Consider the following 16,016-nt stretch of genomic DNA (forward strand, 5'->3'; position numbering starts at 1 on the left):
CCTCGCGCGGTGCCGGGCGCGCGCGAGGGGCGCGGGCCGGGCGGCCGGGAGGGCCGTGGGGTCCAGGGGTTCACTCGCCTTCGGGCGGACGGGCCTTGGGCGGACGACCCCGCTTCTTCGGCGCGGCGGGCTCCGCGGGCGCGGCGCCCTCCGGGGGCTTGGCCTTGGGCGGACGGCCGCGCTTCTTCGGCGCGGCGGGCTCGGCGGCCTCCGCGGCCGTCACCTCGGGCTTCGGCTTGGGCGGACGGCCGCGCTTCTTCGGGGCCGCGGGTTCGGCGCCCTCGGCGGGCTTGGCCTTGGGCGGACGGCCGCGCTTCTTGGGGGCGTCCTCGGCCGCCTCCTCGCCGCCTTCCTCCTCCGCGCCTTCCTCGGAGGACTCCTCTTCCGGCTCGGCCTGCGGCTCCTCGTCCGAGGGCAGGTCCAGCTCTCCGCCCTCCAGCCCCATGAGGTCGCCGTCGAGGTCCATGTCGTCCTCGTCGCCTCCGGGCCGGGCGAACTCGGCGGCGGTGCGCTTGGGGCGCTCCTTGCCGGGCGGGAAGAGGACGATGTCGATGGAGTCCTCGGCGTTGGCCTCGGCGGTGCCCAGCGCGGCGGCGACCTCCGAGACGAGCAGGTGCCGGGCGTTGTCGTAGAGCTCGCGCTCCTTGGTGGGCAACGGCCGCAGCTCGCTCAGGACCTGGAGGCCCTTCACCACCTCCGCCAGGCCCAGGATGCCGCCCTGGGTCATGCGGTCCAGGTTGGTGCGCGCGCGTTGCTTCCAGTCCAGGTCGGCCTTGTCGCTGTCCGAGCGGAGGAACGCGTAGATCTCCTCCACGTCCGCGGGGCTGGCCACCTTGCGCACGCCGATGGAGACAATCTTTCCTTGCGGCACCATCACGACGGCGCCGTCTTCCTCCCGGCGCATGGTGACAAAGGTGAGCTTCTGTCCCGCCACCTCCTTCACATCGATGGCGGCGACGCGACAGACCCCCTGGTTGGGGTAGACGACCCGGTCTCCAACCTGGAGCTGGAGTGCAGCGGACCCTTCTGGCATGGCCCCCTCGTGGGCGGGTGGGATGAGCACCGAAGCGAGCGCCGGTCGTAGCACCGTGCCCCGCCGGATGCCACGAGTTTACCGGGGAAGCTTTGTCATCCCGTGGGCATTGCGCTGTGCTTCCAACAGCCGGACCATGACCTCGTGTGCCTGCGCGTCCAGGACCGCGTCAATCTGGGCATCGGTCGGCCCCTCGTCCGCCATGCTTCCAGGCCGCGCATCCACTCGGGTGGAAAGTCCCACCGTGGCCATCACCGCGATCCCCAGGGCCAGCACCGCCATCAGCTTCTTCATGAGCGTCCTCCGTGGCGGCCCAGGGTAGGGGCGGAGTCCGGATGATCAATTTTTCAGCAACAGGCCGCCTGCGGGCTGTAGCGCCCGGTGGCACCCGCTATTGATGGAGCGGCGCCACCGGCGTCACCTCCAGGGTGAGGCCGCCGGAGTTGTCGCCCGGGTCGTCGTCCGGGAACGCGAGCCGCAGCCAGCGCGCGCCCCGCATCACCGTGGGCTGGTTGACCTCCAGGACCTCCAGGGTGCCGGGGGACGTGGCCGGGGATTCGCCCGCGCCGTGTAGCGCGAGCACCGCGTCCACCTCGCCGCCGTTGAAGCCGCGCGTGCGAGCCGGCTCTGGACCCGCGCGCACGACGACGCGGTAGGTGGTGGAGGGATCCAGCTCCTTCAGCGTGAAGCCATCGTGAGGCGACAGGGAGACGGCGTGGCGGTACGAGTCCAGGAGCAGCGTGGTGACGCCCGCGGCGGCCTGCCGGGGCGGGAGCGCGTCGTTCGTCTGTTCATGCACGTGCACCTGGAGCGCGCCGCGGTTGTCGTCCCGGCGGTCGTCCCAGAAGAACACGGAGAGGGCGGAGGCGTTCTGCACCAGCACCTCGTCGGTGCCCACCACGCCGAAGCTGTCGTGCGCGGCCAGGGCCGAGCCGCCCTCCAGGAAGTAGACCGCCTGGGCCACCGGCAGCGGGCCGCCCAACGACACGTACCCCTCCACGCGCAGGCCGTAGACGCGGGACGGATCCAACCGCATGCGCGCCGCGGCGGGTGGGGGCATGCGGATGGCGTGCGCCACCGCGCTGAGCGTGAACGGTCCCCCCGTGGGGTAGCGGGCGCCGGACACGGGCGGGGTTCCCTGGCCCGGGTTCACCAGGGCCCGCGCCGCGGCGGGCCGCTTCGGCAGGAGCCGGGCATGGACCGCGAGCGTGGTGCCGTGCTCGGCGTGCACGCGCTGGCTCCAGGGCACCATGCCCGGCAGCAACACCTCCAGCGTGTGCTCCGTGTCCGACGGCAGCTGGGTGACGAGCGTGGGCGTCGTCTCCGGCAGCATCCGGCCATCCACGCGGATGCTGGCGCCCGCGGGCGACGAGCTGAGCTCCACCGCGAACGTGTTGGAGCCGCCCACGACCAGGCCCAGCCACGTGGCCACGAGCGCGGCGACCACCACCGGCGCGCCGCGCACCGCCCAGCCGCGCAGGGAGCGGTGCCACGCGGACGGCGGCGAGGACGGCACCGCCTGCGTGGGGAGCGGCTGGGTCGTCAGGTCGCCCCGGGGCACCCCGCGCGGCTCGAGGGTGGAGCGCAGCAGCTCCGGCGGCGTCGGCACGGGCGGCGGCTCCGCGACACCGCTCCAGCGGCCCACCTGGGCGATGAACTCGCGCGGCAGCTGCACGGGCCGGCCCGCCTCCACGAGCTCCGGCTCGAAGAGGTAGCCCATGAAGTGGCCCAGGTCGCTGGTGGACACGTCGGGCGCGGTGACGTGGAGCTGCCGCGCCAGGGCCTCCGCGAAGGCCTGCGCGGTGGGGTAGCGCTGATCCGGGCTCGTGGCCATCGCGGTGAGCAGGATGCGCTCCAGCGCGGCCGGGATCCCCGGCGTCCACTCGCGCGGCCTTGGGAAGTCGCCCAGCGAGATCTTCCGCAGCACCTCCTGCAGCGTGCCCTCGAAGGGGCGGCGTCCGCAGAGCATCTCGTAGAGGACGGTGCCGGCCGCGAACACGTCCGTGCGCGCGTCCAGCGCCTCGCCCCGCGCCTGCTCCGGCGCGAAGTAGACGTACTTGCCCTTCGCCGCCTCCGCCTTCGTGTCCCCGCGCCCGGCCAGCCGTGCCCGCGCGATGCCGAAGTCCACCAGCTTCACCTGCCCCTCGAAGGAGAGGAGCACGTTCTGCGGACTCACGTCGCGGTGGACGATGTGCAGCGGCCGGCCGTTGTCGTCCAGCCGCGTGTGCGCGTACGCCAGCCCTCTCAGCATGTCGATGGCCACCAGCACCGCGAGGGGCGGCGGCAGCGCGGGCAGCCCCTTGGCCCGGGCCCGGCGCATCACGTGCGACAGCGGATGGCCGTCCACCCACTCCATCGCCAGGAAGTACTCGCCCCCCACCTCTCCGAAGTCGAAGATCTGCGCGATGTTGCCGTGGGACAGCCCCAGGGCGATGCGCGCCTCGTTGATGAACATGGACACGAACGCGTTGTCGTCCGCGTAGCCGGGGAGGATCTTCTTGATGACCACCGGCTTCGTGACGCCCGCCACCGCCGTCATCCGGGCGCGGTAGATCTCCGCCATGCCGCCCGTCGCGATGCGCTCGAGCAGCTTGTACTTTCCGAACTGGAGGCCCGCGGAAGGCTGCGGCACGTTCGAATCGGCTCCTTCTGGAGGGAGTCCTTCGGGAAAATCGCGAGACGCTATCATGGGACCATTCAGACGCTCAGGGTGGAATATTCCGCTGCGCTCGCCAGCCCGCTCCCGTAACCGTGCATTCTTCCTCCTCTTGTTGAGCAACCTGGCCTCCAGCGGCTGCCGTGAGCCCACCCCCGCGAGCGCCGCCCCGCCGGCGTCCTCCGTGACCCACCCGCCCAGCGGAGAAGGGGCCCTTTCTACCCCCCTGGGGGACGCCGGGACCTGGGTGGACGCGACCGTCGCGCCCCCGTCCGCCCCTGTCTATGGCGAGCCTCTCCCAGAACAACTGCTAATCATGGAAATGTCTGGAGAACAGGTTCGAATGGACACACAGTCCTTCGTTCCGTCCCGGACCCGGGACGCGGACCGGCTGGCGGAGCGGGTGCGGGGCCGGGACGTGCTGCTGACGGTGGGTGACCCGGACACGTTCCTCGCACAAGTGTCCGACACGCTGGCGGTGCTGCGGGCGCAGGGGGCGTCGGTGTGGCTCCGGCATCCGGACGCGCCGGTGGCCTACCGGCTGGTGCTGCGCGACGAGGAGGGCTTCCGGGAGTGGCTGGCGGAGGTGGCGCCCGGGAAGCTGCGCATCATCCAGCGGGCGGACGGCTTCGAGCTGGCGACGAGCGTGGGAAAGCTGCCCGGGCCGGACCGCAACGGCCCGTCCGTGCCGGTGCGTGCGGGGCGCCAGGACATCGCGACGCTGCGGCGGGAGCTCTCCCGGCTCAAGGGGCGCTTCACCACGTCGGAGGACCTCTGCCTCGTCCCGTCATTCGGCACGGAGCTGGCGCAGGTGGCGCGGGCGCTTGGCGGGACGTACGTCGCGCCGGGGGACGGGCTCTTCGACACGCTCTGCCTCGTGTACCCGACGCCCAGGCCCGCGCGGGACGCGGGAACCCCGTAGGCGGCGCTCCACGCAGTCTCCTGCCCTCCTGGCGGGCGCGCGCTCCGGGGGGACCGTCATCGCATTGAGGCCGCGTGCTCGCGCCGCTACTACCCCCAGCGGGCCGCGCGCCCTAGAGTGCCGCGCGCCTTTTTCCATGAAGGCTTCGGAGGGGCCACTGCTCCCTCCCCGGAGGTTGTCGATGGTCGCCGTCACCGAGCCCGCTTCGCGTCCCCAGGATGTCCTCGCCGGGGGCACGTTCCTCTTCCAGGAGGTGGGCGCCACCCGCATCCTCACGCCGGAGGGGTTCTCCGAGGAGCAGCGGCTCTTCTTCAAGACGGCGCTCCAGTTCTGCCGCGAGCAGGTGCTGCCCCTGGCCGAGCGCATCGAGGGCAAGGACAACGCGCTCTTGCGCGACCTGCTGCGCCGCGCGGGCGAGCTGGGCCTGTTGAGCGTGGACATCTCGGAGTCCTACGGCGGCACGGGCCTGGACAAGACGACGTCGCTGCTCCTCGCGGAGGCCATGAGCCTGCTGGGCTCCTGGTCGGTGACGTCCAGCGCGCACACGGGCATCGGGTCGTTGCCCATCGTGTGGTTCGGTAACGCGGAGCAGAAGGCGAAGTACCTGCCGAAGCTCGCCACGGGGGAATGGGTGGCGGCGTACGCGCTGACGGAGCAGGGCAGCGGCAGCGACGCGCGCGGGGCGAAGACGAAGGCGGTGCGCTCCGCGGACGGCCAGCACTACCTGCTCAACGGCTCCAAGCTCTACATCACCAACGCGGCCTTCGCGGACGTGTTCGTCGTCTTCGCGCAGGTGGACGGTGACAAGTTCACCGGCTTCATCGTGGAGAAGGACACCCCGGGCCTCACCGTGGGCCCGGAGGAGCACAAGATGGGCATCCGCGGCTCGTCCACCTGTCCGCTCTACTTCGAGGACGCGAAGGTGCCCGCGGAGAACCTGCTGGGCGAGCTGGGCAAGGGCCACCGCATCGCCTTCAACATCCTCAACTACGGCCGGCTGAAGCTGGGCGCGGGCGTCATCGGCAGCATGAAGCTCCAGCTGGGCAACGCGCTCCGGTTCGCGCAGGAGCGCAAGCAGTTCAAGGCGCCCATCGCCACGTTCCCGCTCATCCGCGAGAAGCTGGCGCGCATGGCCGCGCTCGTCTACGCGGTGGAGAGCATGACGTACCGCACCGCGGGCCTGGTGGACGGGCGGCTCGCCGCGAAGGAGCGCTCGGACGCGGACTACGACGCGCACGTCATCGCCGCCATGGAGGAGTTCGCCACCGAGGCCTCCATCATGAAGGTCTTCGGTTCGGAGGCCCTGGGCTTCCTGGTGGACGACGCGGTGCAGGTGCACGGCGGCGCCGGCTACATCGAGGAGTACCCGGTGGAGCGCGCCTACCGCGACGCGCGCATCAACCGCATCTTCGAGGGCACCAACGAGATCAACCGCATGCTCATCACCGGCATGCTCCTCAAGCGCGCCGTGAAGGGCGACCTGCCGCTGTTCGCGCAGGGGCGCTCCGTGGCGGAGGAGCTGAGCCGGGGCGAGCGTCCCCGCGCGGGCCGCGAGGACGCGCTGGCCCACGAGGAGGTCGCCGCCGAGTGCGCCAAGCACCTGGCCATCCACGGCATGCGCCTGGCCGCGGAGGCGTTCGGCACGGAGCTGGACAAGCACCAGGAGGTCATGGCCGCGCTGGCGGACGTGGTGATGGACGCGTACGCGCTGGACTCCATGGTGACGCGCACCCGTCAGTCCGCCGCCGGCGGCGTGCTGGACCCGGTGCGCGTGGCGCTGGTGAGGCTGTACGCGATGGAGTCCACCGCGCGCGCCTTCGAGCGCACCCGCCGCGCGCTGTGCGCCACGCTCAAGGGAGACGTGCTCGCGCTGGAGCTCAAGCGCCTCTCCGCGCTGGACGCCTTCACCCCGTACGACCCCGCCCAGCTGCGGGAGACGGTGGTGGCGGGCCTGGAAGAGGCCGGCGGCTACCCCTACAACCCGCTGTAGTCCGCCGAGGGGGGCGGGTGCCCTGGGGGTTCAGGGCATCCGCGACACGGCGTCCAGCCCGAAGCTGACCCGGGCCCGCCAGGGCGCGGGCGGCAGGTGCTCCAGCGCCATCAGCGCCTCCAGCCGCTGGAGCATGTCCGGCCGCAGCCGTCCGAACGTCGCGCCGAAGCCCGGCGTCACCGCCTGCGCCACGCCCTTGCGCGGCACCGACGACGTCCACGCCACCTCGCCGTGCAGCAGCAGCGGCCCCTCCTTCATCTCCATCTCCATGAGGAAGGGCGCCCCCACCTGGACCTCCCTGGGCAGGGCAGGGGCCTCCACCTCCAGGCCCACGCCGCCCCGGGAGATGTCGCGCACGAAGAAGGACGGCGCCTTGGGGTCGCTCTCCTGCGCGCGCAGGTGCAGCGGCATGCGCGGGAAGCGGCGCAGGCCGTTCTGCTCCTCCTGGGCGAAGATGTGCTGGAGCACCGCGTCCAGGGGGCTGCGATCCTCGGAGCCGTCGTAGCGCACCGTGAGCAGGAAGCGCTCGCCGGAGCGGGGCTCCACCTTGACCACCTCGCCCAGCACCTCCACCGGGCGGGGCATGCCGCCCGCGTGCAGCTCGAAGGTGAACCGGGTGCCCAGGGGCAGGGCCCTTCGCGTCTCCAGGGTGACGCCGCCCTGGCCCACGCTCCGGGTGTACTCGCCGACCAACGACTGCGGCGTCTTGTAGGCCACCTTCAGTCGAACGTTCGTGTTCACGCGCCCGTCACTCTCGGCCTGGGGGAGGAAAAATTCAAGTTTGCCCCACCTCCAGGGGTAGGCCGTGCGGCACCTGCCCCAGCGGATGTCCGGCGGCGGGCGGGCGGTGTTCCATCCTGTTGCGCTTTCTTGACCCCCCTGGGGGGGGCGCGTATGTATGCCGGCCGCAGAGGGGTAAGAAGTGGGAAGGAGTGGTGGTCCGTCCCGTGCTGGGCTGAAAAGGTGGATCGTCCCGCGTGTTCCGAGGCGTCTATGAGCACCAGATCGACGCGAAGGGGCGCACCAGCCTCCCGGCCAAGCTGCGGGAAACGCTGGTGGGCGCCTACGACGAGCGGCTCATCGTCACCACGGCCCTGGACCCCTGCCTCCACGCCTATCCGGTGCGGGAGTGGGAGGCGTTGGAGACCGCGCTCGCCCGGCGCAACCCCATGGAGCCGGGGGTCAAGACGTTGATGCGGCTGTACGTGGCCAGCGCGCAGGAGTGCCCGCTGGACAAGCTGGGCCGGTTGCTCATCCCGCCGTCCCTCAGGGCGTACGCGAAGCTGGAGAAGGACGTGGTGTGGGCGGGGATGGTCAAGGTCATTGAGTTGTGGAGCCTGGACGGTTGGGCGAAGGCGCAAGAGGACGCGCGCCAGGAAGCCACCTCCCAGGACGTGTTGCGCGTGCTGGGCGAACTGCGCCAGCCGTAGCCGGGAAGTCGACAGCAGCCGGAAGTTCGTCAAGAGAAGGGTGGCAGGCGCATGGACCAGGTGCAGGAGGTTCGTCGGAACAGGGTGATGGTGGCGGCGTCCGAGCGCGTGGAGACGCTGATGCTGGAGGGCGAACTGGAGGAGGCGGACCTGGTGCGGCTGTGCGAGGACCTGATGCACCGGCTGCACCGGGGCACGCGCCAGGTGGTGCTGGACTTCGCGGACGTGTCGCACCTGAACTACCGCGGCGTGCGCCCGCTGATGGCCCGCACGGAGGCGTTCCGCCGCGCGGGAGGAGACGTGAAGCTGTCCGGGCTGTCGCCGTACCTGGCCGCCATCTTCCGCGCGGCCGGCGCCCACGACACCTTCGAGCTGTATCCGCACCTGAACGATGCCCGGGCGGCCTTCCAGCTCGCGCGCGCTCCCTTCGTCTGAACCACCACCGGGGCCTGCCGTGGACTTCCAGCACCAGACCGTCCTGCTCCACGAGACGGTGGAGTTGCTGCTCCCGGCGGAGGGCAGGGTGATTCTCGACGGCACCCTCGGCGGCGGTGGCCACACCGAAGCGCTCCTCGCCCGGGGCGCCACGGTGGTGGGCGTGGACCGCGATCCGGTGGCGCTCGCGGCGGCCACCGCCCGCATGGGCGCGAACGCGCGCTTCCAGGCGCGGCAGGGCAACTTCGCGGACCTGCCCCGCGTGGCGCATGACCTGCTGCCCGTGGACGGCGTGCTCGTGGACCTGGGCGTGTCCTCGCCCCAGCTGGACGTCGCCGAGCGCGGCTTCTCCTTCATGAAGGACGGCCCGCTGGACATGCGCATGGGCGACAGCGGGCAGACGGCCGCGGAGCTCATCGCCAGCACCGACGAGCGCGACCTGGCGCAGCTGCTGCGCGACTACGGGGAAGAGCCCTTCGCGCGGCCCATCGCCCGGGAGCTGAAGAAGGCGCTGCCCCAGCGCACGCTGGAGGCCGCGGAGGTGGTGAAGCGCGCCGTGCCGCGCAAGGCGTGGCCGGACCGCATCCACGTGGCCACCCGCACCTTCCAGGCGCTGCGCATGGCGGTGAACGGGGAGCTGGAGGCGCTGGACGCGCTGCTCGCCGCGCTGCCGTCGCTCCTCAAGGTGGGGGGCCGCGCCGCCGTCATCTCCTTCCACTCACTGGAGGACCGGAAGGTGAAGGAAGCCTTCCGCGCCCTGGTGGGCGGCTGCACCTGTCCGCCGGGCTTCCCGGTGTGCGTCTGCAACAGCCAGGGCGACTTCGCCCTCGTGTCCAAGAAGGCCGTCGCGGCTTCCGAGGCGGAAGTCGAGGCCAACCCCCGCTCTCGCAGCGCGCACCTGCGCGCGGTGGAGAAAATCCGATGAGCAAGGCCCTCTCGCGTCCCTCCGTGTCCGTGGCCGGCGTGCTGCTGCACCTGTTGCCCGCGGTGATGCTCTTCACCCTGTTCGTCGGCGTGGGCATCCTCCACGTCACGAGCCGCGTGCTGGTGGTGGACATGGGCTACCGCCTGTCCAACGCGGAGGGCGAGAGCCGCTCGCTGACCCGGGAGAACGACCGGCTGAAGCTGGAGCTGGCCACGCTCAAGGCCCCGGGCCGCATGGAGCGCGTGGCGCGCGAGCAGCTGGGCATGGCCATGCCCAAGGGCGGCGCGGTGGTGTCCCTGGGCGACGAGCGCGTGAAGGATTCGCGCTCCGCGCAGGCCCGCGCCTCGGCCCCGGCCGTCCGCGTGGCGGAGCGGGGGACCCAGCGGTGAGGGACTTCAAGAGCTCGCGGCCGCCCGAATCCAACGCCAAGGGGCTCAAGCTGCGGGTCCAGCTCCTGTTCGGGCTGTTCCTCGTGCTCCTGGGCACGGCCTTCGGCCGCGCCGTGTCCCTCCAGGTCTTCCAGCAGGAGAAGCTGCGCGGCCTGGCGCAGGACCAGTACGTCCGGCAGATCGACATCCCGGCCCGGCGCGGGGACATCTTCGACCGGCGCGGCACGCCGCTCGCCCAGAGCGTGGAGGTGGACTCCATCTGGGTGGACCCGTCCCTGCTCCCCGACGTGCCCCAGGCCGCGCGGCAGCTGGCGAAGGCCGTGCACCTGGACCCCAGCGACGTGGCCGCCCGCCTGGGCCGCGCCAAGCGCTTCGCGTGGGTGAAGCGCCAAGCGAAGCCTCAGGAAGTGGACGCCGTGAAGGCGCTGGGCCTGCCGGGCCTGGGCTTCACCAAGGAGCCCAAGCGCTTCTATCCCCAGCGCGAGCTGGGCGCGCACATCGTGGGCATGGTGGGCACCGACGGCCACGGCCTGGAGGGCCTGGAGCTGGCCTTCGAGGACGAGCTGTCCGGACAGAACTCGCGCACCTCCGGCTTCCGCGACGCCAAGGGCCGCAAGCTGATGGTCCAGGGCGCCATGGATCCCCTGGAGCGCCAGGGCGCCGCCGTGACGCTCACGATGGATCGCCACCTCCAGTACGTGGCGGAGAAGGCGCTGGCCAAGGCGGTGGACGACGCCAAGGCGCTCGCGGGCATGGCGGTGGTGTTGGATCCGCGCACCGGTGAGCTGCTGGCGCTGGCCAACAACCCGCGCTTCAACCCCAACACGCCAGAGGACGGCGTGAAGAACGCCATCCGCAACCGCGCCGCGCTGGACGCCTTCGAGCCCGGCTCCACGATGAAGGCCTTCGTGGTGGCCGCCGCGCTGGAGGAGAAGGCCATCACCGCGGACACGCTCATCTTCTGCGAGAATGGCTCCTTGCGCATTGGCCGCCACACCATCCACGACACCCACCGCCACGGGTGGCTCAACGCGCAGGGCATCCTCCAGGTGTCCTCCAACATCGGCGCCGCCAAGGTGGCGGACACCCTGGGCCGTGAGAAGATGGTCGCGGCCTACCACGCCTTCGGCTTCGCCGAGCGCACCGGCCTGGCGCTCACCGGGGAGAGCCGGGGCGTCATCCCGTTTCCAAAATCGGACATCTCCCTGGCCACCCAGTCCTTCGGCCAGGGCATGACCTCCACCGCCGTGCAGCTGGCGGCGGCCTACGGGGCGCTGGCCAACGACGGCGTCCTGATGCGCCCGTACCTCGTGTCCAAGGTCGTGGACCCGGACGGCGTGGTGCTGCTGGAGAACCAGCCCACGGAGCTGCGGCGGGTCGTCTCCCAGAGGGTGGCGCGCCAGGTCGTGGGCATGCTCGAGAGCGTGGTGGTCAAGGGAGGGACCGCGACCAAGGCGGCCATGGACGACTACCGGGTGGCGGGCAAGACGGGCACCGCGCAGAAGGCGGACCCCGTCGCGCGGGGGTATTCCGACAAACGCATCGCGTCGTTCGCGGGCATGGTGCCGGCCGAGGCCCCGCGCGCCGTGATTCTCGTGGTACTGGACGAACCGACGACGGACGTATACGGGGGGAACGTGGCTGCCCCTGCCTTCAAGGAAATCGCTACCGCCGCCATGGCCCACCTGGCCGTGCCCCCGTCCCGGACGGTGGCACCCGCCGAGGTGGCCGCGGCCGCCGTGCCCGTGGTGCCCCCTCCGGCATCGAAGGCGCTGGCGAAGGCCGTCCCTGTTCGGGCCGGTCTGGAGGTAGCGGTGACCGAGACCTCGGAAGACGGCACGGTGCGTGTGCCGGATGTCCAGGGTCAGGCAGGACGCGAAGCCGTGGTGAAGTTGCTTGCCGCGGCGTTGGAGCCACAGCTGCAAGGCAGTGGACGAGTGGTGTCTCAGACCCCCCCCGCCGGTGCGCTGGTGGAGAAGGGGGCTCGGGTGACGCTGGAACTGGCGACGCGGCAATGAGGCCGTGTCCTTTCCAGGCCCCGCATCAGCAATGCGTGTGAAGGGGAAGAGATGAAGCTGACGGATGTCCTCGCAGGGTGTGGAGCCGAGCAGACCTCGGGCGGCCGTTCCGCGGTCGACGTCACGGGAGTGACGCAGGATTCGCGGCGCGTGAAGCCGGGGGATCTCTTCATCGCCGTTCCGGGCCTGAAGGAAGATGGGGCCCAGTTCATTGGCGAAGCCGTGTCGCGCGGTGCCGTGGCCGTGGTGTCGGAGAAGCAGGGGCAGTCCTCGCAGGTTCCGTTCTTCAAGGTGAGCAGCGCTCGCAAGGCGCTGGCCCTCATCGCGGCGAACTTCCATGGCCGCCCCGCCGACAAGCTGACGCTCCTGGGCGTCACGGGCACCAATGGGAAGACGACGACGACGTACCTCCTGGAGGCCATCCTCGCGACGGCCGCCATGTACACCGGCGCCAACCCGCCGGGCGTCATCGGCACGCTGGGCTACAAGTTCGGCGGCAAGACGACGGAGCTGGCCAACACCACGCCGGACCCGCTGGAGCTGCACCGCATCTTCCGCGAGATGGTGGACGCGGGCGTGGAGACGGTGGTGATGGAGGTGTCCAGCCACGCGCTCGCGCAGGAGCGCGTGCACGGGCTCACCTTCAAGGCGGTGGGCTTCAGCAACCTGTCGCGCGACCACCTGGACTACCACAAGGACCTGGAGGAGTACTTCCAGGTGAAGCGCAAGCTCTTCGTGGAGAACCTCTCCGCCACAGGCACCGCGGTGGTCAACGGCGACGACACCTTCGCCAGCCGCGTCTACAACGAGCTGCGCGGCCAGAAGCGCATGGCGTGGAAGTTCAGCCGCCTGGGCGCCGGTGAGATCTCCGCCGCGGACGCCACGTATTCGCTCAAGGGCATCGAGGCCACCCTGAAGACGCCCGCGGGCGACATCAAGGTGAAGAGCAAGCTGCTGGGGCCCCACAACCTGGAGAACATCATGCTCGCGGCCGGCATCGCGCTGGGCGCGGGCATCTCCCGCTCCGACGTGAAGAGCGGCATCGAGCTGGTCTCCCAGGTCGCGGGCCGCATGGACCGCGCGGAGAACCACCGGGGCGGTCCCGCGCCGGCGGTGCTGGTGGACTACGCGCACACGGATGACGCGCTCAAGCGCTCCATCGAAGCGGCGCGCACGCTGGCCAAGGGCCGCGTCATCGTCGTCTTCGGCTGCGGCGGCGACCGCGACAAGGGCAAGCGCCCCCTGATGGGCACCGTGGCCGCGGAGGGCGCCGACCTGGTGATGGTGACCAGCGACAACCCGCGCACGGAGGACCCGGAGGAGATCATCTCCCAGGTGACGCCGGGCCTGGAGAAGGGCGGCCTGCGCCGCATCTCCGCGGGCAAGGCGAAGAGCGGGGAGAAGGGCTACCTCGTGGACGCGGACCGCCGCGCCGCCATCGAGCAGGTCATCAACCTGGCCAAGGACGACGACGTCGTCCTCATCGCCGGCAAGGGCCACGAGACCTACCAGACGGTGGGCACGGAGAAGCTCGCCTTCGACGACCGCGAGGTCGCCGCGAAGGCGCTGGCCAACCGCATCCCGGGCTGAAAACCAGAAGGGGGCCTCCCGGGCCCCCTTCCCTCCGGCTCCCCCCTTCATGGCCGCTCGATTCTCCGATGACGAGGTGGTGCAGGCGACCGGTGCGACCCGTCGCGGGGACGCCGTCCCCGCGGGGTTTCCCGACGTCTGCACCGACACGCGGTCGCTCACCCCGGGGTGCCTCTTCGTGGCGCTCCAGGGCGAGCGCTTCGACGCCCACGACTTCGTGGACGGCGCCATGCGACAGGGGGCCGCCGGGGCGGTGGTGAAGCGGGGCCGGGCGCTGCCCGCCCTTCCCCAGGGCTACCCGCTCTTCGAGGTCGACGACACCCTGGCCGCGCTGGGCGGGCTGGGCGCGCTGCACCGCCGCCGCTTCCACATCCCGGTGGCGGCGGTGGGGGGCTCCAACGGGAAGACGACCACCAAGGAGATGGTGGGCGCCATCCTGGCCACGCGGGGCCCCGCGCTGAAGACGGAGGGTAACTTCAACAACGAGGTGGGCGTCCCGCTCACGCTCTTCCGGCTGGAGCCGTCCCACGTGGCGGCCGTCATCGAAGTGGGGATGAACCAGCCCGGCGAAATCGAGAGGCTCACCCGCAAGGTGCAGCCGGACGCGGGGGTCATCACCGTCGTCCAGCCGGAGCACCTGGAGGGCCTGGGCAGCCTGGAAGGCGTGGCGGAGGCGGAGGGCGAGCTGTTCCGCGAGATGCTCCCGCAGGCCACCGCGGTGGTGAACATCGACGACGCGCACATCGTGCATCAGGCCGCGCGCAGCGGCGCGAAGCACCTCACGTTCGGCCGCGCGGAGGGCGCCGACGTGCGCCTCACCGCGGTGCACACGCTGGGGCGCGACGGGATGGTGGCCACGGTGCGCTACGCCCAGAAGGACTGGCCGGTGCGCCTGCACTTCGTGGGGCCGCACAACGCGCAGAACGCGACGGCGGCGTTCGCGACGGCGCTGGCCCTGGGCTACTCCCCCGAGGAGTGCGTGAAGGGCCTGGAGTCCGCGCGGCCGTACGCGCGCAGGCTCAACATCCTGGACGGCCGCAACGGCGTCACGGTGGTGGACGACTGCTACAACGCCAACCCCGCTTCCATGGAGGCGGCGCTGGTCACGCTGGGCACGCTGGTGCCCGAGGGCGGCCGGGCGGTGGCGGTGCTGGGCGACATGTTGGAGTTGGGCGCGGGTGAGGCGGAGGAGCATGCCCGGTTGGGTGAGCTCGTCCGGACGCACGCGTCGCTGGTCGCGTTCTTCGGTCCCCGGTCCTCGGGCGGCCACGGGAGCGCGGCCATGGGAGATTCCGCCGCCCACTTCACCGAAGTGGAGCCCCTGGTGGCGTGGTTGACGCCCCGGCTCCACCCCGGTGACGTGGTGTTGGTGAAGGCCAGTCGCGGCATGCGGCTGGAGCGCGTGGTGGCCGCCCTCACGGGCGCGGCCCCCCCCGGAGGGAGTCACTAGTGCTGTACCTTCTGTACGAGCTCATCCAGAACACCGAGGCCGGGCGCGTCCTCAACTTCCTGCGCTACCCGACCTTCCGCATCATCGCCGCGGGCGTCTTCGCCCTGCTCCTGGGGATGGTCATTGGCCCGCGCCTCATCGCGCGGCTGCGCCTGAAGCAGCACGGGCAGAGCAACGTGCGCGAGGACACCCCGGACTCGCACCAGAAGAAGAAGGGCACGCCCACCATGGGCGGCGCGCTCATCCTCATCTGCATCGCGGCGGGCACGCTCCTGTTCGCGGACCTGAAGAGCCGCGGCGTCTGGGTGATGATCCTCCTCACCTTCGGCTACGGCTTCATCGGCTTCCTGGACGACTGGCTCAAGCTGTCCAAGCGCAACTCCAAGGGCCTGGCCGGGCGCAAGAAGATGCTGCTGCAGACGGCCTTCTTCCTCATCGCCGTCTTCGGCCTGATGTGCACGTGGACCCTGCCGGACGGCTCCTTCGGGCCCAAGCTGCTCATCGACACGCGGCTCACGCTGCCGTTCGTGCCGTCCCATTGGTTCAACCCGGACCTGGGCTGGTTCTACGTGGTGTTCGCGTGGGTGGTCATCGTGGGGACGTCCAACGCGGTGAACCTCACGGACGGCCTGGACGGTCTGGCCATCGTGCCCACCATCGTCTCGGCGGTGACGTTCTGCGTGCTCTGCTACGTGGCGGGCACCACGCTGCACATCGCGGACACGGAGACGGTGAACGGCGTCACCCGGCTCACAGCCACGCCGCTGTACCGCTACCTGGGCATCCTCCAGGTGCCGGGCGGCGCGGAGCTGGCCGTCTTCTGCGCCAGCATCGTGGGCGCGGGCATCTCCTTTCTCTGGTTCAACACCTACCCGGCGTCCGTGTTCATGGGCGACATCGGCTCGCTGGCCCTGGGCGGCGCGCTGGGCGGGCTGGCCGTGTTCTCGAAGAACGAGGTCGTCTCTGCCATCATCCACGGCATCTTCTTCGCCGAAGCGCTGAGCGTGATGATCCAGGTGGCCTCGTACAAGATGACGGGCAAGCGCGTGTTCAAGATGGCGCCCGTGCACCACCACTTCGAGCTCAAGGGCTTGGCCGAGCCGAAGATCATCGTGCGTTTCTGGATTGTCGCCATCCTCTGTGGTGGCGTGGCCCTGCTGTCGCTGAAACTGCGCTAG

Annotated in this window: 14 protein-coding genes; 10 read left to right on the forward strand and 4 right to left on the reverse strand. The window is 71.0% G+C overall.

Going from position 1 to position 16,016, the window contains the following annotated elements; all coding sequences use genetic code 11:
- Positions 1 to 70: 70 nt before the first annotated feature.
- From GTY96_RS35195 to GTY96_RS35205, 3 genes are all read right to left on the reverse strand, one after another.
- Entirely contained in the window at positions 71 to 1,033 is a 963-nt protein-coding gene (locus tag GTY96_RS35195; RefSeq protein WP_143899869.1) for a CarD family transcriptional regulator, read from the reverse strand.
- Between the two features lie 78 nt (positions 1,034 to 1,111).
- On the reverse strand, positions 1,112 to 1,327 hold the full coding sequence (locus GTY96_RS35200; protein WP_161667018.1) for a hypothetical protein: 216 nt from the start codon (positions 1,325 to 1,327) through the stop codon (positions 1,112 to 1,114).
- A 97-nt stretch (positions 1,328 to 1,424) separates the two neighbouring features.
- Positions 1,425 to 3,665 (reverse strand): protein kinase domain-containing protein, encoded by a 2,241-nt coding sequence (locus GTY96_RS35205; RefSeq protein ID WP_161667019.1) that lies wholly within the window; start codon positions 3,663 to 3,665, stop codon positions 1,425 to 1,427.
- A gap of 367 nt (positions 3,666 to 4,032) precedes the next feature.
- On the opposite strand from GTY96_RS35205, the gene GTY96_RS35210 reads away from it, so the two are divergent.
- On the forward strand, positions 4,033 to 4,611 hold the full coding sequence (locus GTY96_RS35210) for a hypothetical protein (protein WP_328701110.1): 579 nt from the start codon (positions 4,033 to 4,035) through the stop codon (positions 4,609 to 4,611).
- 181 nt (positions 4,612 to 4,792) lie between these two features.
- Entirely contained in the window at positions 4,793 to 6,601 is a 1,809-nt protein-coding gene (locus GTY96_RS35215) for an acyl-CoA dehydrogenase family protein (RefSeq protein WP_143899863.1), read from the forward strand.
- Between the two features lie 30 nt (positions 6,602 to 6,631).
- Here the strand turns inward: GTY96_RS35215 and GTY96_RS35220 are convergent, their stop codons facing one another.
- Positions 6,632 to 7,342 (reverse strand): PilZ domain-containing protein, encoded by a 711-nt coding sequence (locus GTY96_RS35220; protein WP_161667020.1) that lies wholly within the window; start codon positions 7,340 to 7,342, stop codon positions 6,632 to 6,634.
- Between the two features lie 236 nt (positions 7,343 to 7,578).
- Here GTY96_RS35220 and mraZ point away from each other — a divergent pair, with 236 nt between their 5' ends.
- From mraZ to mraY, 8 genes are read left to right on the forward strand one after another with little or no spacing between them, the layout of a single operon-like run.
- Complete coding sequence (gene mraZ / locus GTY96_RS35225; RefSeq protein WP_143899860.1) at positions 7,579 to 8,031, forward strand: division/cell wall cluster transcriptional repressor MraZ; 453 nt, start codon at positions 7,579 to 7,581, stop codon at positions 8,029 to 8,031.
- 51 nt (positions 8,032 to 8,082) lie between these two features.
- Positions 8,083 to 8,466, forward strand: a complete 384-nt coding sequence (locus GTY96_RS35230) for an STAS domain-containing protein (protein WP_161667021.1) — start codon at positions 8,083 to 8,085, stop codon at positions 8,464 to 8,466.
- Positions 8,423 to 9,391, forward strand: a complete 969-nt coding sequence (rsmH, locus tag GTY96_RS35235; protein WP_201756680.1) for a 16S rRNA (cytosine(1402)-N(4))-methyltransferase RsmH — start codon at positions 8,423 to 8,425, stop codon at positions 9,389 to 9,391. The genes GTY96_RS35230 and rsmH overlap by 44 nt, the downstream gene beginning before the upstream one ends.
- Positions 9,388 to 9,780: a cell division protein FtsL gene (gene ftsL, locus GTY96_RS35240; RefSeq protein WP_143899857.1), complete on the forward strand. Its 393-nt coding sequence runs from the start codon at positions 9,388 to 9,390 to the stop codon at positions 9,778 to 9,780. The genes rsmH and ftsL overlap by 4 nt, the downstream gene beginning before the upstream one ends.
- On the forward strand, positions 9,777 to 11,798 hold the full coding sequence (locus tag GTY96_RS35245; protein WP_143899856.1) for a penicillin-binding protein: 2,022 nt from the start codon (positions 9,777 to 9,779) through the stop codon (positions 11,796 to 11,798). Before ftsL ends, GTY96_RS35245 begins: the two co-directional genes overlap by 4 nt.
- Positions 11,799 to 11,849: 51 nt before the next feature.
- Positions 11,850 to 13,388 carry a UDP-N-acetylmuramoyl-L-alanyl-D-glutamate--2,6-diaminopimelate ligase gene (locus GTY96_RS35250; RefSeq protein ID WP_143899855.1) on the forward strand — a complete coding sequence of 513 codons (1,539 nt, stop codon included), beginning with the start codon at positions 11,850 to 11,852 and terminating at the stop codon, positions 13,386 to 13,388.
- Between the two features lie 49 nt (positions 13,389 to 13,437).
- Positions 13,438 to 14,838: a UDP-N-acetylmuramoyl-tripeptide--D-alanyl-D-alanine ligase gene (locus GTY96_RS35255; RefSeq protein WP_143899854.1), complete on the forward strand. Its 1,401-nt coding sequence runs from the start codon at positions 13,438 to 13,440 to the stop codon at positions 14,836 to 14,838.
- On the forward strand, positions 14,838 to 16,016 hold the full coding sequence (gene mraY, locus GTY96_RS35260; RefSeq protein ID WP_143899852.1) for a phospho-N-acetylmuramoyl-pentapeptide-transferase: 1,179 nt from the start codon (positions 14,838 to 14,840) through the stop codon (positions 16,014 to 16,016). Before GTY96_RS35255 ends, mraY begins: the two co-directional genes overlap by 1 nt.

The sequence above is a fragment of the Corallococcus silvisoli genome (assembly GCF_009909145.1).
Classification (GTDB): Bacteria; Myxococcota; Myxococcia; order Myxococcales; family Myxococcaceae; genus Corallococcus; species Corallococcus silvisoli.

Coding starts and splice junctions, on each gene's coding strand:
- GTY96_RS35195 (WP_143899869.1), bottom strand. CDS start 1,033: ATGCCAGAAGGGTCCGCTGCACTCCAGCTCCAGGTTGGAGACCGGGTC.
- GTY96_RS35200 (WP_161667018.1), bottom strand. CDS start 1,327: ATGAAGAAGCTGATGGCGGTGCTGGCCCTGGGGATCGCGGTGATGGCC.
- GTY96_RS35210 (WP_328701110.1), top strand. CDS start 4,033: ATGGACACACAGTCCTTCGTTCCGTCCCGGACCCGGGACGCGGACCGG.
- GTY96_RS35215 (WP_143899863.1), top strand. CDS start 4,793: ATGGTCGCCGTCACCGAGCCCGCTTCGCGTCCCCAGGATGTCCTCGCC.
- GTY96_RS35230 (WP_161667021.1), top strand. CDS start 8,083: ATGGACCAGGTGCAGGAGGTTCGTCGGAACAGGGTGATGGTGGCGGCG.
- rsmH (WP_201756680.1), top strand. CDS start 8,423: ATGCCCGGGCGGCCTTCCAGCTCGCGCGCGCTCCCTTCGTCTGAACCA.
- ftsL (WP_143899857.1), top strand. CDS start 9,388: ATGAGCAAGGCCCTCTCGCGTCCCTCCGTGTCCGTGGCCGGCGTGCTG.
- GTY96_RS35250 (WP_143899855.1), top strand. CDS start 11,850: ATGAAGCTGACGGATGTCCTCGCAGGGTGTGGAGCCGAGCAGACCTCG.
- GTY96_RS35255 (WP_143899854.1), top strand. CDS start 13,438: ATGGCCGCTCGATTCTCCGATGACGAGGTGGTGCAGGCGACCGGTGCG.